Origin of the sequence: Agromyces salentinus (assembly GCF_009749395.1) — a bacterium.
In the GTDB taxonomy this organism is placed as follows: Bacteria; Actinomycetota; Actinomycetes; order Actinomycetales; family Microbacteriaceae; genus Agromyces; species Agromyces salentinus.
Genome location: NZ_WBIR01000020.1, coordinates 39,042 through 56,927, shown reverse-complemented (window position 1 = coordinate 56,927; position 17,886 = coordinate 39,042). Strand labels below are relative to the sequence as shown.

Sequence of the window (17,886 nt, the reverse complement as noted above, 5' to 3'; positions counted from 1 at the left end):
GGGGTGGTGCGTTCGTGGGGCTCTCGTGGCGGGGTTCGGGGTGGCGACCTAGGGCGCGGTGGACGGCGCTGCGGTCGACGACGGGGCACTCGACGCGCTGACGGGCGCGCCGGGTCGGGCCCGCGACCTGGTCCGGGCGGGGCCGATGCGGGGCGCAGGCACGGCCGCGCCCACGACGTTGCGGATCTCGCCGATGCCCTCGACGCGCATGACCACCTCGTCGCCCTCGACGAGCGGCGGGGGCGTGAGCGAGCCGGCGCGACCCCAGAGCTCGCCGAGGCATCCGCCGTTGCCCGCGGTGCCCGAGCCCAGCACGTCGCCCGGCATCACCCGGGAGTTGCGGGAGGCGTAGGCGACGAGTTCGGCGAACGGCCAGCCCATGTTCGAGAGCAGGTCGGTACCGATGCGCTCGCCGTTGACGAGCACCTCCATGCCGATCGGGAGGAAGCCCTCGTCGTCGAGGCGATCGGCGAACTCGTCGGCCGTCACGATCCAGGGACCGAGCGTCGTGGCGAAGTCCTTGCCCTTGCAGGGGCCGAGGCGGACCTTCATCTCGCGGGCCTGGAGGTCGCGGGCCGACCAGTCGTTGAAGATCGTGTAGCCGAAGATGTGCTCCCCCGCGTCATCCGGCTCGAGGTTCGCCCCGTCGCTGCCGGCGACTCCGCCGATCACGGCGGCGACCTCGAGCTCGAAGTCCAGGCGCTCGGTCTGCGGAGGGCGCACGGCCTCGTCGGTGGCGATGAGCGAGTGCGGGTTCGTGAAGTAGAACGTCGGGAACTCGTACCACTCGGCGTCCACGCCCTGCCCGCCCGACACCGAGCGCACGACGCCCTCGACGTGCTCCTCGAACGCGACGAAGTCGCGCACGCTCGGCGGCACGACGGGCGGCAGCAGCCGGACGTCGGCGATGGGGATCCGCCTGGCGGGCTCGGAACCGGCGGCGGCCGCCGCGGCATCCGAGATCCAGGGCAGTTCGGCGAGGCCCATGCGCAGCACGTCGAGCACGCTCAGCTCGTCGGGGAAGCGCACGACGTCGTCATCGACGACGAAGCCCTCGCCGACGGCGCCCCGGTGCTCCCACCGCGCGATCCTCACGGGGCCACCGCCGGGTCGAGCGCCCGGGAGAGGGCCGGGATCAACGACCGGATGCCGCCCGACAGGATCGCGCGCTCGGCCGCCTCGCCGAGCCCGGCCTCGCGCACGAGCGCGACGGGGTCCTCGACGCCCATGTCGAACGGGAAGTCGCTGCCGAGCACGACCCGGTCGGCACCCGCCGCGCCGACGAGCGTGCGCAGGCTCGCAGCGTCGTGCACGAGCGAGTCGAACCAGAGGCGCCGCAGGTAGCTCGACGGCGGCTCGCTGCATCCGCGGGCCTCCGGACGCACGCGCCAGGCATGGTCGCTCCGGCCGAGGTAGCCCGGCAGGTAGCCGCCGCCGTGGGCGGCCACGATGCGAAGGCCCGGGTGCCGGTCGAGCACGCCACCGAAGATCAGGTGCGAGAGCGCCACGGCGTTCTCGGTCGGCTGGCCGACGGTGTTGGCCAGGTAGAAGCGGTCGAGCCGCTCGTCGAGCGTGCAGCCGAACGGGTGCAGGAAGACGACGGCCTCGAGCTCCGACGCACGGGCCCAGAACGGCTCGAGGCGCTCGTCGGAGAGCTCGACGTCGCCCGCGCCCGAGGAGATCTCGACCCCGACGAGCCCGAGCTCGAGCACGGCGTACTCGAGTGCGGGCACGAGGAGCGACGGATGCTGCAGGGGCACGAGCCCGAGTCCGAGGAGTCGATCGGGGGCCTCGGCCACGAGCTCCGCGGTGGCGAGGGATGCCGCCCGCGCGAGCCGGTCGGCCAGGTCGGCATCGGCCCACGGGTAGTAGTGCGATGGCGAGGGCGACACGACCTGGAGGTCGATGCCCGCGTCGTCCATCGCGGCGAGGCGCGTCGGCAGGTCGGTGAGCTTCGCGAACCGCTCGCGGATCATCGCGCCGGATGCCGCCTGCGACTCGGGTCCGTTGCGCCGGGCCTCGAGTTCGGCCGCCGCCGCGAACCCGTCGGGATCGCCCGCCTGGGCCAGGCCCTGCAGGGCCGGGAGCAGGACGTGCGCGTGCACGTCGACCACGGGCTCGTGCGCGCTCATGCCGGCTCGCTCACGAGGGACCCGACGCGGTACATGAGCCCGGGGACGTCGGCGTCGCGCTCGTGGTCGAGCATCCACTGCCCGACCTGCACGGATGCCTCGACGACGGCCTTCGCCCGCGGCAGCCGCCGAGCGTGGAACTCGTCCCAGAGCGACACGTCAACCGCGTCGCGAGCGAGCAGGAGCTCCGCGAGGACGAGGGCGTCCTCGGCGGCCTGCGCGGCGCCCTGGGCGATCGTGGGCGGGCAGCTGTGCGCGGCGTCCCCGATGATGACGACCCGACCGCGGTTCCAGGCGTCGGGCACGAGGTGCGCGGTGAACCACGTGTAGTTGACCCTGGCCGACGCGGTGAGCGAGGAGCGGATCTCCTCCCAGGGACCGCCGTATCCCTGCGAGAGGTCGCGCATGAGCTCGATGCGCTCGGCCTCGCCGAGGTCGCCGTGGTCCTGCGCGGCCTCGACGAGGTACGCGTACATCGAGTCCTCGCCGGTCGGGCAGTAGCCGGCGATGAAGGCGGGGCCGCCGTAGTAGAGGTCGGTGTGGGTGACCGCCTCCGGGCGCGGGACGAACGCCCGCCAGATGCCCATGCCGGTGCGATGCGGCGCGACCTCGATGCCGAGCATCGAGCGGATGCTCGAGTGCAGCCCGTCGGCGCCGATGAGGAGGTCGTAGCGGTCGGTCCGCCCGTCGGAGAGCGTCACGTCGACGCCGTCGTCATCCTGCTCGAACGACGCGACCGTCGCGCCCAGGTGGATGTTCGCACCGACCTCGCGGGCGCGCTCGGTGAGGATGCGCGCGAGGTCCGGCCGGTACATCCCCGCGGTGGCGGGGTAGTCCTCGCCGCCGGTGCGCTGGTCGGGGATCTGCGCGAGCACGGGCGCCTCCGGGCCCGGCGCCCGGATGCCGAGCACGTCGAACGAGTACGACGCCTCCTGCACGGCCGGCCAGACGCCGAGCCGCCCGAAGACGCGGAGCGCGTTGCCCTGCAGGGTGATGCCGGACCCGAGCGCGCCCGGATCCGGCTTCTGCTCGAAGACGTCGACGTGCACGCCGCCCTCGGCCAGGAGGATCGCGGCGGCGATGCCGGCGACCCCTCCCCCGGCGATGGCGACTCGGGAGACTGCGGTCATCATTGACTCCTTGTGGTTCGTGCGGTGGTGCGTCCGCGCGTCGGGTGGGCGTCGGTCGCGGGTGCTGCGGTCGGGTGCTGCGGTCGTGGGCTACTTGAGGGCGATCGGGTTGACGGGCGATCCGACGGCGCCCGTGATCGGGAGCGGCGGGGCGGTGAGGAGGAACTCGTAGCGCCCGTCGGCGGCGCAGTCCTCGGCGAGCGCGTCGAGGTCCCACATCTCCCCCACGGTCAGGCCGATGTTCGGGATGACCACCTGGTGGAGCGGCTGGAACGCGTCGTCGAATTCGTTGGGCCGTACCTCGAAGCCCCACGTGTCGGTCGCGATCGCGGCGATCTCGGTGCGGTGGATCCACCCGGCCGTCGTGAACGAGAGGCCGGCGCTCGGGCCCCCGGCGTAGCCGTTCCAGCCCTCGCGACGGGCCCGGGTGTAGCGGCCGGTCCGGACGAGGACGAGGTCGCCCCGTCCGACGCTCGAGGTCGAGCCCTGGGCGGTGATGCACGCCTCGAGGTCCTCGACGGTGATCGCGTATCCATCGGGGAGTTCGTCGGCGCCGGCCCCGCCCAGCCGCGGGCCGAGGGACCGGCCGAGGTCGAGCAGCACCCCGCGTCCGACGATGGCGGATGCCGCGTGCTCGATGCCCGTGACGAGGTCGCCCTCGCTCGTGACGACCGTTCCCGCCGACCGTCCGTTCCAGGCCAGGCCGCGGTCGAAGATGTGGCCGAGGCCGTCCCACTGCGTCGAGCACTGCAGCGGCATCGCGATGACGTCGTCGGCGCCGCCGAGTCCGTGCGGGAACCCCTGGCCGAGGAACTCGGCGTCGGTACCCGTGTCGAGCATCGTGTGCACGGGGTTCGTGCGTCGGCGCCAGCCCTGCTGCGGGCCGTTCATGTCGAAGGGCTGGGAGAGCGAGAAGGACGCCCCACGGCGCACCAGGGCTGCGGCCCGCGCCCTGGCTTCGTCGTCGATGAGGTTGAGCGTGCCGAGCCGGTCGTCCTCGCCCCAGCGGCCCCAGTTGCGGTACGCCTCGGCGGCGGCGGCGATGTGACCGAGCGGGTCGGTGCGGTCGAGCTCCCGCGGGTCCTCGGTGAGCGCGCTCGGGTGCCCGGTGGCCGTGGTCATGCCGGCACCCGCGCGGCGGCGGCGCGCACGACCTGCGACCCGAGGCCCTCGATCGTGCCGACCATGACGTCGCCGTCGCGCAGCAGCCGCCCGTGCGCGATGCCGTTGCCGGCGGGGCTCCCCGTGAGGAGCAGGTCGCCCGGCAGCAGCGGCATCGTCTCGGAGGCGGCGGCGATGAGCGCCGGGATGTCGAAGAGGAGGTCGCCGGTCGTGGCATCCTGCATCGTCTCGCCGTTGAGGGTGAGCGTGAGGCGCAGGTCGCCGGGGTCGGCGATGTGCCTGGCCGGCACGAGGAAGGGGCCGGTGGGCAGGAAGCCCGGCGCGTTCTTGGCCCGGTACCAGTCGGTGCCGATGTCCTTCATGTCCTGGCGGAACACGAGGTCGCGCGTCGTGATGTCGTTCACGATCGTGTAGCCGGCCACGTGTGCCATCGCGTCCTCCCGGCTCACGCGGAACGCGGGCGAGCCGATGACGACCGCGAGCTCGAGCTCCCAGTCGTGCTGCTCGCTGTAGTCGGGCAGCTCGAGCACCTCTTCGGCGCCGACGACGCAGGCGGGGAGCCCGATGAAGAAGTACGGGATGCCCTCGCGTGCGCGGCGGTCCATGAGCTCGGCGGCCCACTCGCGGAGCTCCTCGATGGGGCGCGGGTCGTCCTTGGCGCGGCCGGCCGCGACGAGGTCGATGACGTGGGTGCGGTAGTTCGCGCCGGTCTGGAGCACCTGGCGGGGCTCGACGGGGGCCAGCAGGGTGACCGCCTCGAGCGGTCGCCACGCGGCATCCGCGGTGGTGCCGTCCGAGTGGGAGGCGTCGGATGCGACCGCGGCGAGCGCGGCGATGCGATCCCACGCGGCCTCGCCCGCGGCCAGGAACTCGTTGAGCGAGGGGGCGCCGAGCTCGGCCGGCGACAGCGGGCGGATGCGGTCGCCGACCACGAGTCCGGGCACGGAGCCGGCGTCGGTTGCGAATCGCGCGAGGGCGAAGGGGACGGTCGGGCCTGACGGCGTCGTCACGAGTGGATCTCCGTTCGCCGGACGCGTCGGTGCATCCGGTGTGCTCGATCAAATACCGTTCGGGCGCATCAGCACAGCGGAGATCGGTGATACCGCGCATCAGCCGGCCTGATACCTCCACGCCTCGAGCGTCGGGGTCGGCGCGTATCACTGCGGTCGATGTGCGGTATCCGCAGATTCACCTTCCCGGATACTCATGGCCGACCGCAGGGTGGTCCTGTGGCGCCACGTGCGCACAGCCCAATCGGAACGACCGAAGGATCAACGATGATCAAACTCCTCTCCCACCTCGCGCACGTCGAGATCGCGGCGCCCGACCCCGCGGCATCCGTCGCCTTCTACGAGCGTCTCGTTGGCGTCCGCGCGATCGCGAGCGAGGGCGGCAAGACGTACCTGCGCTCGTGGGGCGACTACTACGACTACAGCCTCGTGATCTCGCACGGGGCCGAGCCGGCGCTCGTCGAGATGGCCTGGCGCACCACGAGCGACGAGGCCCTCGACGAGGCGGCCCGCCGCATCGAGGCCGCCGGTGTCGCAGGCGTCTGGCACGACTCGGGCTTCGGCCACGGCCGGTCGTACACCTTCACCGGCCCCTTCGGCCACACGATGAAGCTGTTCTGGGACGTCGACAAGTACCGCGGCGAGGGCGAGTTCGCCTCGATCTTCCCCGACCGTCCCGAACGACGCACGCGGCACGCCGTCGGCCCGCGCTTCCTCGACCACGTCACGGTCGCGGCCCGCGACGTGCGCGGGTTCGCCGAGTGGTACCGCGACGTGCTCGGCTTCCGCATCATGGCGTACACCGTGCTCGACGAGGCCCCCATCACCGTCTTCGGCGTCATCACGACGAACGAGAAGTCGCACGACCTCGCCGTCGTGCTCGACACCTCGCAGCGCCCCGGCCGCGTGAACCACTACGCGTTCTGGGTCGACACCCGTGAAGACCTGCTCCAGGCGGCCGACGTGCTCATGGAGAACGGCGTCGAGATCGAGTACGGCCCGTCGATCCACGGCATCGGCGAGCAGAACTTCCTCTACTTCCGCGACCCGAGCGGCATGCGCATCGAGGTCAACACGGGCGGCTACCGCAACTACGTGCCCGACTGGCAGCCGAACGACTGGAAGCCCTCGCAGGGCTCGAACAACCTCTACCGCAACGGCGCCATGCCGATGTCGATGACCGAATCGTTCCCCCCGGATGCCGCGCCATCGGCCACCGAGGAGGGCCTGCACCCCGACACCGCCGAGGAGATCATCGCCGACGCGCTCGCGAACCCGTACGCGAAGCAGGGTCGCGGCTGATCCGACGCGGGCCGCACGAGGCCGCCCGACCCCGCGACGGGGTTCGGGCGGCCTTCGTTCGTCACGCGGTGCACGAAGGATCAGCCCGGGTCCGATGCCGACGGAAGCAGCGCTGCGGCGACCGCGAATGCGATCACGACGGCGACGACGCCGACGACGCCCACTGCTGCGGTCAGTGATCCGACCCCCGCCGTCACTGCAGCCATGCCGATCGGCGTCAGGAACTGGCCGAAGAAGAAGGCGGCGGTCCACAGGCCCGTGATCCGGCCGCGGTCGCCGAAGTTCGCCGCCGAGACGACCCAGGTGATCAACGCGGGCAGGAGGAGCCCGGAGCCGAACGACGCCAGCACGGCTCCGAAGATGACGCCGCCGGACGGCACGAGCCAGACGGCCAGCATCCCGACGCCTTGGAGGACGAACGCCGCCGGCAGGAAGAAGCCTCGGGGCAGCCGGGAGACGCGCGGGAATGAGAGTCCGCCGAGCACCGTGGCAAGCGAGCACACCGCGGCGACCCAGCCGATGACGTGCGTGTCATCGATCGCGACTCCGGTTCCGACGACGAGATAGCCGACCTCGAGCACCATCACGTAGAAGGTGAACCCGCCGAAGACGCTGACCAGGAGGGGCACGCCGATCCGCTCCCACGGAACGCGCCCTCTGGGCCGGAACCTTCCGGCGGAGAACGAGTGGGCCTCGATCATCCTGGCGTCGGCGTCGGCGTCGCTCGGCTCCCAGAGGAGCGTCGACATGACGGAGGCGATGATCAAGCTGACCGCGTACACCCAGAACGGTGTCTGCCAGCCCACCCAGCCGAGCGCTCCGCCGAGGAGGATGAACGCCGTGGCCGCGATCGTCGTCACCACCGTCTGCAGGGCGAGGTAGCGGTTGCGTCGCCGCTCGCCGGGGAAGTAGTCCACGAGCAGGGTGGTGCACGCCGTCATGATGGCCGCCTCGCAGATTCCGACCAGCACACGGCTCGCGAGGATCACGCCGAGGTCGTCGAACCACGCGGGCACCGTTCCGACCGCTGCATAGGCGATCAACGCCCAGAACAGCAGCGGCTTGCGGCCGAACCGATCGACGATCTGCCCGGCGAACGGCGCGAACAGGGCGATCATCAGGGCAGGGAGCACCACGATCATCGGAACGAGGACCGCCGACATCGGCGCAGCGCCGAAATGCGCCGAGAGTTGCGGCAGCACCGGCGTGATCAGCACCGATCCGAGCACGGGCATGCAGCTCGCGGCCAGGAGCGGGGCGGCCTGCGAGGCTCCGGCACGACGGTGGGTGGGGTCCGCGCGTCGTTCGGCGGCACGGTGGCCCATCACGCAGTCCCGGTGGCGATGCGATCCGGGCTCATTCGGGGCCTCATCAGTCCGGTGCGGTCGCGTCGACGGCCCGTGCGAGTGCCAGTCCGCCACCGTGGCCGACCAGGCCGCCGTCGACGGCGATCTCGGCCGACGTGATGTACGAGGCCGAGGGCGACAGCAGCATCGCGACGATCTCGGCGACCTCGTCGGGCCTGCCGGCCCGTCCCATGGGCGTGGACGCGACGCTCGCCGCCCTGAACGCGTCGGATGCCGATGCGGTCATCGGGGTCTCGACGTAGCCCGGACTCACCAGGTTGACGCGGATGCCGCGAGCCGCGAGCTCGATCGCGGCCGACTTCGTCACGCCTCGAATCGCCCACTTGCTTGCTCCGTATGCGATCCCGTAGTGCGCTGAGAAGCCCGCCGCGGAACCGATGTTCACGATCGAGCCGCTCGTATCCATGACTGGTGCGATCGCCTGGATGCCGAGGACGGGTCCCACGGTGTTCACCGAGAACGCGGCCTCGAAGTCAGCGGGGGTGGCGTCTGCGAGACGAGCTCGACGCGTGATGCCCGCGGCATTCACAAGCCCGTGCATCACCCCCCGGGCGTCACGGAGGCGGTCGGCGAGTGCGCGCCATGCTGATGGATCGGCGACGTCGAGTTCGATCCGCTCCTGGCCGGGCCGGGATCCCACGCAGGGCTCCGCGTCGGGACCGCCGTCCCACTGCACGTCCGCCATGATGACGTGCGCTCCGCGCCGGGAGAGCAGGGCGGCGCACGCTGCGCCGATTCCCGATGCCGCTCCGGTGACCACGTAGTTGCGCCCTCCGTGTCCGTCCGCACGCGCTCCGCCGCGCACGGCCGCGGGTTCGGTCCTTGGCTCGTCGTTCACGTGAACGTCACTCGGATCGGCATGCGTTTCCAGGCGCGGAGCGTGTTGTTGAGGTGGCGCTCCGGCTCGCCGAGGAGCTCGATCGACTCGACCCGTCGCGCCAACGCCGTGATGAGCGAGGTCGCCTCGAGCCGGGCGACGTGCTGGCCGACGCACTGGTGGATCCCCATGCCGAAGCCGACGTGGCCCGAGGGGTCGCGGGAGAGGTCGAACCGCTCCGGGTCCACCCATCGCCTCGGGTCGGCATTGGCGGAGCCCAGGAACATCAGGATCTTCCGGCGGGCCGGGATCCGCACTCCGCCGAGCTCGATGTCCCTCGTGGTCGTCCGGAAGAACGTCTGCACGGGGGCCTCGAGCCGGATCGCCTCGTCGAAGGCCACCCGCGCGAGCGACGGATCGGCACGCAACTGCGCCCATGCGTCCGGATGCGTCGCGAACGCATGCAGGACCGCCCCGATGGCGTGCACCGTGGTGTCCACCCCCGCAGAGAGCAGCGACCGCACGATGAGCGGCGCCTGGTCGACGGACAGGTCACCGCGGTCGGCGGCCGCCCAGATCGCCGACCCGAATCCGCCCGGGCTCAGGCGGTCGCGCGCGCACTGCGCGTTCACCCAGGCCGAATGCTCGCCGATGTGCGGTGCACCGTGCTGCACGAGGAAGTTCTCGGGCCCGAAGCTGTTGAACAGGTGGTCGCCATACGGCAGGAGGTGCTCGCGCCCCTCGTCGGGGATCCCGACGGCGTCGGGGAACACCCGGAGCGGGAATGCCTCCGCGAACGCCTCGACGGCGTCGAGCTCCGTGCCCCGTGCGAGCACCTCGTCCACGAGCACCTCGGCATCGGCTTCCCAGCCGGGCGCCAACTCTCGGAGTTCGCGCGGGCCGAGGATCTTCTCGAGCACCGACCGTGGCGCATCATGATGCGGCGGATCCGCTTCGAGCAGCAGGCTCGGCGGACGCCACGGCGTCTCGCTCCGGAAGTCGGTGATCCCGACGCCGGCCGAGGACTCGAACCCCTGCCAGTCGAGCAAGGCGGCACGGACGGTCTCGTAGCGTCCCATCGCGTAGACCCCGTATCGCTCGAGGAGCACGACCTCCCCCGCTTCGCGCAGGCGATGCTGGAACGGCAGCGGATCGGCGAGGACCTCGCGGCCGAACGGGTCCTCGTCGGTGGTGGGAATCGCCGTGGCGAGTGATGGCGTGCGAGTCGTCATGAGGGCTCTCTTCGTCGAGACGGGGGGTCGGGGTGGGGCGGCGTCGGTGGGCAGGCCGCGTCGGGCGAGGGTTCGGAGCGGAATCAGAGGGAGATCACGAGCCGGTCGCTCTTCGCCCGCGAGACGCACGGGAAGAAGCAGGTGCCGTCAGCCCGCTCGGCGTCGTCGAGGATCGAGTCGCGATGGTCGGGCACTCCCTCGACCACGCGGGTCTCGCAGGTACCGCAGACGCCGCGGGAGCACGAGGTGAGCAGGTCGAAGCCGGCGCTCCGCAGTGCCTCGACGACCGGCACTCCCGGCGCGACCCGGATGCTTCGCCCAGTGCCGGCGACCTCGACCTCGAACGGGGTCGTCCGCACGGGTTCGGCGCGGTCGACCGCCGCGAAGCGCTCGACCCTGGTCCAGCCCGGCCGACGGTCGGCCGCGAGTTCGGAGACCGCGTCGATGAGACGCATCGGCCCGCAGGCGTAGAGCTTCGTGTCCGCCGGCGACGCGGCAGCCGGCCCGGACTCGAGCCAGGAGCGGATGTCGGTGGGCCCATGCTCGTCGGAGACGCCGACCGTGATCCTGTCGCCATGGACTTCGAGCTCCTCGAGGAAGGCCATGCTCGACCGCGAGCGGCCGAGGTAGAGCAGGCGCCAGTCGGCGCCGAGCAGGTCGGCAGCGCGGAGCATCGGGAGCATCGGGGTGATGCCGATGCCACCGGCGATGAAGGCGAACGACGGTGCGGGGGTCAGGCGGAAGGTGTTCCGCGGGCCGCCGAACCCGACGAAGTCGCCCTGGCGAAGCTCGTGATGGATGAAGCGGGAGCCCCCTCGGCCCTCGGGCTCTCGGAGGACCGCGATGCGATACGCGTCAGGTTCGCGCGGGTCGCCGTGCAGCGAGTACTGCCGCGTGGACCCGTCGGGCAGCACCAGGTCGAGGTGCGCCCCCGGCGTCCAATCGGGAAGACGACCGCCGTCGGGTCGGCGCAAGACGAGGGAGACGACCCCGTCCGCGGCCCGCGTCTTGGAGGCAACGGCCAGCACATCGGTCCCGGTCTGACTCGGCATCTGCCCCGCCTTCCTGTCGTCGTCGACCATCGGTAGGCATACCGTAGGCGGGCGCACTCGCCTGCAGTCGGAGATTTCGAATGATTCGAAGCTCGGCTAGGCTCGGGCGTGGAGAGGAGGTCGCCCATGGCGCGCGCATCCGCGGGTCGATCGACGCTGAGTCGTCAGCTGCAACTGCTCGACGCCTTCACGGTCGACGCCCCGTTCCTCACCCTGTCCGAGCTCGCGCGTCGCAGCGGTCTGCCGGTGGGCACCGCGCACGCCCTGCTCGCCGACCTCGCGGAACAGGGCCTCGTCGAGCGCGGCACCGACCGCACCTACCGCCTCGGGGTGCGGCTCTGGGAGCTGGCCTGCCGCACCCCCGGTGCGCTCGGGCTGCGGGAGATCGCGATGCCCCACCTCCAGGAGGTGCACGCCCTGCTCGGCCAGCACGTGCAGCTCGGCATCCTGAGCGGCGGCGACGTGCTCTTCCTCGAGCGGCTCAGCAGCCGTGACGCGGTCGTGAACGCGACGATCATCGGCGGGCGACTTCCACTGCATGCCTCGGCCGCGGGGCTCGTGCTCCTCGCCGATGCCGACGCCGCGACGCGCGACGAGGTGCTCGCCGGCCCGCTGCGTTCGATCACCGACGCCACCATCGCGGATGCCGCGGAGCTCCGTCGCGAGCTCCACCGCGTTCGCGCGCAGGGCTTCGCCGTCGCCGACGGGTACATCCACCCGAGCGCCCGCGGCATCGCGGTGCCGATCACGGGCGCCGCGGGCGAGACCGTCGCGTCGGTCGGCGCCGTCGTGCCCAACGACGAGGACCCATGGATGCCGCTGGTCGACGCACTTCGCTCCACCGCCGCGGGGATCTCGGGGGCCCTGCGGTCGGCTGCGCTGCCGCAGAGCCACCCCGAGGCGAGTCCCGGCGGTCGCTACCGGACGCTCGTCAACTCATCGCAGGAGTCGATGCAGTTCCTCGCCGCTCCGGCGAACCGGCGAGCGAACGCACCCGAACGCGTTCGAGCAGCTCCTCGCTGAGCGCATTGCCGGCGTCGACGGCGAGCCGGTGGATCGGCATCCCGCCGATCATGAGCACCGCGGTGGGATTCGTCAGCATGCCGAGCGTGGCGCCCGTCCGGTCGGCGTCGCGGAGCTCCTCGAGCAGCAGCTCCCCGGCAACGGGATGCTCGAGCCACTCGACGAGCGTCGAATCGCGGGTGAGCGGCAGGTCGGCCGGAGTACCGGCGATCTCGACGGGAACGCTGAGCCGCAGGTCCCGCGAGGAGGCCGCGAAGGCGAAGTCGTGCGAACCCCCGTCGACGACCCATCGCCCGCTCGCCTCGTCCCAACGCTGGACCGAACGCCGCCCGACCGCGATGGAGACCCGGCCAGACTCATCGGGCTCGAGTTCGATCCCCGCGAACCCGGCGAGGGTCCGCTCGGGGCGGCGGACCGGGGCATCCGGCGGCGCGACGTAGACCTGCACGACGGCGCGACCGGGTCGGGAGCCCGTGTTCCGCACGGTGGCACTCGCCGTCCACCCATCGCCGACGGGTTCGACGACGCCGTCCTCGAACTCGAAGGAGGTGTACGCGAGGCCGTGCCCGAAGGGGTAGGCGACCGCGCCGCCGGCGGCGTCGTGGCCCCGGTACCCGACGAAGACGCCCTCGCCGTAGATGCTGCGGCCACCCTCGCCGGGGAAGCTCAGGAAGCTCGGCGAGTCGCCGAGCGCCAGCGGCATCGTCTCCGCGAGCCGGCCCGACGGCGACGCCGCCCCGACGAGCAGGTCGGCGAGCGCCACCGAGACCCCTTGGCCGGCGAGCCCCGCGAGGAGGATCGCATCGACCGACGGCCGCCACGGTTCGAGGCTCACCACGCCGCCCGCGATCACGACGACGACCGTGCTGGGGGCGACGAGCGCGACGCGGCTGAGCAGGCGCAGCTGCGCCTCCGGCAGGTCGATCGTCGCGCGGTCGTAGCCCTCCGACTCGGCGCTCTCGGGCAGGCCCACGACGACGACCGCGACCTCGGATGCCGCGGCGACGCGCACCGCGGCATCGAGGAGCTCGTCGGTCGTCGTCACCGCGTCCGGGTGGTAGCCCGGCGCATGGTCCACGGCGCCGACGTGGCGTCGCAGCTCGTCGACGAGGGATCCGGCCGGCGGGGCGTTCACGCCGGCGCTGCCGCCGCCCTGGATGCGGGGTTCGAGGGCGAGGGACCCGAGCACGGCGAGGCGGGTGGTGGCTGCCACCGGCAGCACGCTCCGTTCGTTCCTGAGGAGCACCGCCGCCGCACGGGCGGCCTCCACGGCGAGCTCGGCCGCGGCGACCCGGTCGACGGGTCGCGCGGCCGGACGCCGCTCCACCCGGCGAGCGAGCTCGACGACCCTGGCCGCGGACCGGCGGACGACCGCGTCGTCGAGCGCCCCCGAGCGCACGGCGGCGACCACCTGCGCGTCGGAGGCCCCGGAGGTCGACGGCATCTCGAGGTCGAGCCCCGCCCCGACGGCGCGCACCCGGTCCTCGACCGCGCCCCAGTCCGAGACGACGACGCCGTCGAAGCCCCACTCCTCCCGCAGGACGCCGGTGAGCAGTCGCTCGTCCTCGGTCACGTACGTCCCGTTGACCCGGTTGTAGGAGGCCATGACGAGCCACGGCTTCGCCTCGGTGACGACGGCCTCGAATGCGGCGAGGTAGAGCTCGCGCAGCGCGCGCTCGGAGACCTCGGCGCTCACGCGCATCCGGTCGGTCTCCTGGTTGTTCACGGCGAAGTGCTTGACGCACGCCCCGACGCCCGCACCCTGCACGCCGCGGACGAAGGCCGTCGCCATGCGCGCGGTGAGCAGCGGGTCCTCCGAGAGGTACTCGAAGTTTCGGCCACCGAGCGGCGAGCGCTTGAGGTTGATGCCCGGGCTGAGCAGGACGTCTGCGCCCGCGGCACGAGCCTCGTCGGCGATCGCGCCAGCGACCCGCTCGACGAGCTCCGGATCCCAGGTCGCGGCCATCGCCGACGACGTCGGGAAGCAGGTCGCCGGCACCTTGCCCGACCAATCGGACAGGTTCATCGCGAGGCCGTTCGAGCCGTCCGTCATGGTCACGCCCCGGATGCCGCGTTCCGGCAACGCCGTCGTCGACGCGAAGTCCGCACCCGAGAGCAGGCTCGCCGCCTCCTCGAGCGGGAGTCCGGCGGCGAGCTCGCCGGCCGTGTGCTCGGTGCCCGCGCTCATTCCGCGCCCTCCAGGATCATCTGCGCCCGCTCCTCGGGGTTGTGGATGTTCCATCGGCGCGGGCGCGGCGGGTCGAGGTCCGCAGCGCGATGGTCGAACTCGAAGCGGTGCGCACCGGCGCCGACGACCTCGACCCGGTCGCGGCCGTCGGGCATCGAGATCTCGGCCGTGACCCCGGCCGGGATCACGACGTCGACGCACATGCGGCCGCCCTCGCGGATCCAGTCGCACGAGATCGTCCCGAACGGGCTGTCGTGGCGGACGGCCGCGTGCCCGAGGCCTCCGCCCGGTCGCGGCGCGATGCGCACGCGCCGGTACCCGGGTTCGAGTTCGGCGAGGCCGCCGACGACCCGGTGCAGGAAGTCCGCGACGGCGCCGAGCGCATAGTGGTTGAACGAGGTCATCTCCCCGGGGTTGATGCTGCCGTCGGGCAGCATGCTGTCCCATCGCTCCCAGACCGTGGTCGCGCCCATCGTCACGGCGTAGAGCCACGACGGCGCCTCGGTGCGCAGGAGCAGGTGGTACGCGTCGTCGAGGTGCCCGGTCGCGGCGAGCGCGTCGCAGACGATCGGCGTTCCGACGAAGCCCGTCGCGATCAGGTGGTCGCCCTCGGCGACGAGTTCGGCGAGCCGATCGCCCGCCTCGCGCATCTGGTCGCCCTCGAGCAGCCCGAACGCGATCGCGACGGAGAGCGCCGTGACGGTATCGCTCACGACGCGGCCCGCCGGGGCGACGTAGTTGGTCCGGAACGCGGCCTCCGCGAGGTCCGCGATGCGCGCGTACCTCGCGACCGCCTCGGTGTCGTCCAGCAGCTCCGCCGCCGCGAGCACGAGCCTCGCGGTGCGGGCGTGATATGCCGTGGCGACCAGCGTGGCATCCGTCCGCGAATCGCCGGGGCGCTCGGGCGGCGCGGCCGGGTCGAGCCAGTCGCCGAGCTGGAAGCCCTCGTTCCAGTGGCCCGTCTCGTGCGTCAGGGCGAAGACCTGGTCGACCCACGCCCGCATGCTGTCGAAGTGGGTGCGCAGGAGGTCGAGGTCGCCGGTGCGGCGGTAGAGCGTCCACGGCACGATCACGGCGGCATCCCCCCACGCCGCCGCCGGGTCGGCTGGGAACCCGCAATCGATCCAGGGGTGGAAGTTCAGCACCGAGCCGGTCGCGCGCTGCTCGGCCGCGAGGTCGCGGAGCCAGTTCTCGAGCACGCCGGTCGCGTCGAACAGGTGCGCCGCCGTCGGCGCGAACACCTGGATGTCCCCGCTCCAGCCGAGTCGCTCGTCGCGCTGCGGGCAGTCGGTGGGCAGGTCGACGAAGTTGTCGCGCATGCTCCAGACCACGTTCTCGTGGAACCGGTCGAGGAGCGGATGATCGGTCTCGAACCATCCGGTCCTGCGCATGTCGGAGTGCACGACGAGCGCCTCGATGCCGTCCGCGCCGGCACCTGCCGGCCATCCGCTGATCTCCGCGTAGCGGAACCCGTGCAGCGTGAAGCGCGGGGTCCACGTGATCGGCCGGTCGGTCGCGAAGGTGAACTCGTCCTCCGCCGTCGCCGTCCGCAACGGCCGGAGCGCGAGCTCGCCATCGTCGAGCACCTCGGCGTGGCGGATCGTGAGCGTCTCCCCCGGTACCCCCGCGACGGTGATCCGCAGCTTCCCGGCGATGTTCTGGCCGAAGTCGAGGAGCAGCCTGCCGTCGTCCCGCCGCTCGGCCGTGACCGGCGCGATCGCCTCGATCACCCGCACGGGCGGTCCCGTCGGCGATTCGAGTTCGGCGGTGAACTGCGTCCGCGGCAGGATGTCCGGCACGTCCCATGCCGCGGCATCGAACCCCGGCCTCGACCAGCCGGCCTGCTCGAGCCGGGCATCGTGGCGCTCCCCTTCGTACAGCCCGGTCGCGACGATCGGCGCCGGCGCGTGCGTCCAGTGCAGCGGCACCACACGCGCCCCCAGGTCGTCCTCGACCTCGAGCTGGAGCAGGAGCGCGACATCCGTGCCGTAGTTGTCCCAGAGGCCGCCGTTGAAGCCGAGGCGTCCGCGGTACCAGCCGTCGGCGAGCCAGGCGCCGATCGCGTTCCGCCCCCCCGTGAGGGCCTCGGTGACGTCGAGGGTCCGGTAGCGGAGACGATGGCGATAGCTCGACCAGCCCGGCGCGAGCACCTCGTCGGATGCCGCCGAGCCGTTCACCTCGAGGTCGTACACGCCATGCGCGGTGACGTAGGCACGTGCGCGGCGAATCGTGCCCGTCACGTCGAACTCGGCCCGCAGGAGCGTCGCCGGACGCGCACCCTCGTGCGGCGCCTCGAGCGACGGGGACACCCAGTCGACGGTCCAGTCGGACGGGTCGAGCAGGCCCGCCTCGACGTGCACGGGCTCGCTCCACGCGGTCGGGGCGTCCACGCCGACGAGGTGGGCTCTGACCCGCACGACCGCCGCCTCCCGAGACCGGAGCGGGCGCGCCGGCCACGGCCGGTGGAGCGAGTCCCCCGATTCCACGGAGACGATGGTCGCGTCATCCGCCCCGGCGAAACGGACCTCGAGGTCGTAGGCGCGCTGCTCGCGTCCGCCCTCGACGATCCAGCTCAGCCGCGGCGTCGCGACGCCGATGCCGAGGGCCTGCGCGGCGTGCTCGACGCGCAGCCGGTCGACGCGGGTCATCCCTTCACCGAGCCGGCCGTGAGGCCCTTCATCACGCGCTGGTTCAGGAAGAGGTAGATGGCGAGGGTGCCGATGACGTTGACCGCGATGGCCGCGAACGTCGGCCCGTACTGGACCTGCCCGAACTGGCCGGTGAAGTTCAGCAGGCCCACCTGGATGGTGCGGAGGTCGTCGCGCGTCGTGAACGTGAGCGCGATGAGCAGGTCGTTCCAGATGAAGAAGAACTGCACGAGCGCGACGGTGAAGATCGCGTTGCGCACGAGCGGGAAGCCGATGGTCCAGAACATCCGGAAGATGTTGGCCCCGTCGAGGGTCGCGGCCTCGAAGACCTCGCGCGGCACGCTGCGGAAGTAGGTCGCCATCATGAAGACCGTGAGCGGCAGCCCGATGGCCGTGTACGTGATGATGAGCGGCCAGAGCGAGCCGGTGAGGCCCGCCCGGAAGTAGATCGTGAACAGCGGGAGCAGGATCATCTGGCCCGGGATCATGATGCCCGCGAGGAACGCGAGCAGCACCGGTCCGCGGCCCTTCCAGACCATCACCTCGAGCGCGAAGCCGGCGGCCACGCCGAACACGATGGTGAAGAACAGCGCGGGCACGACCGCGAGGATGCTGTTGCGGATGTACACGTCGAGGTTGCCGGTGGTCCACGCCTCGACGTAGTTGCTGAAGTTGGTCCAGTCCTCCGGCAGCGCCCACGTCGGGTTGTTGAGGAACTCCTCCTGCGTCTTCAGCGAGCCGGTGAGGAGCCAGAAGAGCGGGTAGACCACGACGACCAGCAGGAGGCCGATGATGATCCAGACGGGCACGCGCCGCGCGAAGCGGATGAGGCGGGGCGAGCGATCGGTGAAGGTGGCGGTCAT

The 17,886-nt window shown here is 72.0% G+C and carries 14 protein-coding genes; 2 read left to right on the top strand and 12 right to left on the bottom strand.

Going from position 1 to position 17,886, the window contains the following annotated elements:
• Window positions 1–48: 48 nt before the first annotated feature.
• The 5 genes from GQQ95_RS16450 to GQQ95_RS16430 form a co-directional block, all read right to left on the bottom strand.
• Complete coding sequence (locus GQQ95_RS16450) at window positions 49–1,095, bottom strand: fumarylacetoacetate hydrolase family protein (protein ID WP_157428704.1); 1,047 nt, start codon at window positions 1,093–1,095, stop codon at window positions 49–51.
• A complete protein-coding gene (locus tag GQQ95_RS16445) occupies window positions 1,092–2,132 on the bottom strand; it encodes an amidohydrolase family protein (RefSeq protein WP_157428703.1) in 1,041 nt (346 codons plus the stop codon). Before GQQ95_RS16445 ends, GQQ95_RS16450 begins: the two co-directional genes overlap by 4 nt.
• On the bottom strand, window positions 2,129–3,262 hold the full coding sequence (locus tag GQQ95_RS16440; protein ID WP_157428702.1) for an FAD-dependent monooxygenase: 1,134 nt from the start codon (window positions 3,260–3,262) through the stop codon (window positions 2,129–2,131). Before GQQ95_RS16440 ends, GQQ95_RS16445 begins: the two co-directional genes overlap by 4 nt.
• A 90-nt stretch (window positions 3,263–3,352) precedes the next feature.
• Entirely contained in the window at window positions 3,353–4,384 is a 1,032-nt protein-coding gene (locus GQQ95_RS16435; protein ID WP_157428701.1) for a cyclase family protein, read from the bottom strand.
• Window positions 4,381–5,394 (bottom strand): fumarylacetoacetate hydrolase family protein, encoded by a 1,014-nt coding sequence (locus GQQ95_RS16430; protein ID WP_157428700.1) that lies wholly within the window; start codon window positions 5,392–5,394, stop codon window positions 4,381–4,383. Before GQQ95_RS16430 ends, GQQ95_RS16435 begins: the two co-directional genes overlap by 4 nt.
• Before the next feature lie 267 nt (window positions 5,395–5,661).
• Here GQQ95_RS16430 and GQQ95_RS16425 point away from each other — a divergent pair, with 267 nt between their 5' ends.
• Window positions 5,662–6,696: a VOC family protein gene (locus GQQ95_RS16425; RefSeq protein ID WP_157428699.1), complete on the top strand. Its 1,035-nt coding sequence runs from the start codon at window positions 5,662–5,664 to the stop codon at window positions 6,694–6,696.
• An 80-nt stretch (window positions 6,697–6,776) separates the two neighbouring features.
• On the opposite strand, the gene GQQ95_RS16420 is transcribed toward GQQ95_RS16425, so the two are convergent.
• The 4 genes from GQQ95_RS16420 to GQQ95_RS16405 form a co-directional block, all read right to left on the bottom strand.
• Window positions 6,777–8,021 (bottom strand): MFS transporter, encoded by a 1,245-nt coding sequence (locus GQQ95_RS16420; protein ID WP_157428698.1) that lies wholly within the window; start codon window positions 8,019–8,021, stop codon window positions 6,777–6,779.
• A 46-nt stretch (window positions 8,022–8,067) separates the two neighbouring features.
• Window positions 8,068–8,901 carry an SDR family NAD(P)-dependent oxidoreductase gene (locus GQQ95_RS16415; RefSeq protein ID WP_246205643.1) on the bottom strand — a complete coding sequence of 278 codons (834 nt, stop codon included), beginning with the start codon at window positions 8,899–8,901 and terminating at the stop codon, window positions 8,068–8,070.
• Complete coding sequence (locus tag GQQ95_RS16410) at window positions 8,898–10,112, bottom strand: cytochrome P450 (protein WP_157428697.1); 1,215 nt, start codon at window positions 10,110–10,112, stop codon at window positions 8,898–8,900. Before GQQ95_RS16410 ends, GQQ95_RS16415 begins: the two co-directional genes overlap by 4 nt.
• An 83-nt stretch (window positions 10,113–10,195) precedes the next feature.
• Window positions 10,196–11,164, bottom strand: a complete 969-nt coding sequence (locus tag GQQ95_RS16405; RefSeq protein ID WP_157428696.1) for a PDR/VanB family oxidoreductase — start codon at window positions 11,162–11,164, stop codon at window positions 10,196–10,198.
• A 126-nt stretch (window positions 11,165–11,290) separates the two neighbouring features.
• Here GQQ95_RS16405 and GQQ95_RS16400 point away from each other — a divergent pair, with 126 nt between their 5' ends.
• Window positions 11,291–12,187, top strand: coding sequence for an IclR family transcriptional regulator (locus GQQ95_RS16400; RefSeq protein ID WP_157428695.1), 897 nt, complete (start codon window positions 11,291–11,293; stop codon window positions 12,185–12,187).
• Here the strand turns inward: GQQ95_RS16400 and GQQ95_RS16395 are convergent.
• Genes GQQ95_RS16395 through GQQ95_RS16385 form a run of 3 tightly spaced genes read right to left on the bottom strand, consistent with a single transcriptional unit; the run spans window position 12,096 to window position 17,886 of the window.
• Window positions 12,096–14,375 (bottom strand): glycoside hydrolase family 3 protein, encoded by a 2,280-nt coding sequence (locus GQQ95_RS16395; RefSeq protein ID WP_157428694.1) that lies wholly within the window; start codon window positions 14,373–14,375, stop codon window positions 12,096–12,098. The genes GQQ95_RS16400 and GQQ95_RS16395 overlap by 92 nt on opposite strands.
• Window positions 14,372–17,023, bottom strand: a complete 2,652-nt coding sequence (locus GQQ95_RS16390; RefSeq protein WP_157428693.1) for a family 78 glycoside hydrolase catalytic domain — start codon at window positions 17,021–17,023, stop codon at window positions 14,372–14,374. Before GQQ95_RS16390 ends, GQQ95_RS16395 begins: the two co-directional genes overlap by 4 nt.
• Entirely contained in the window at window positions 17,020–17,886 is an 867-nt protein-coding gene (locus tag GQQ95_RS16385) for a carbohydrate ABC transporter permease (protein WP_157428692.1), read from the bottom strand. The genes GQQ95_RS16390 and GQQ95_RS16385 overlap by 4 nt, the downstream gene beginning before the upstream one ends.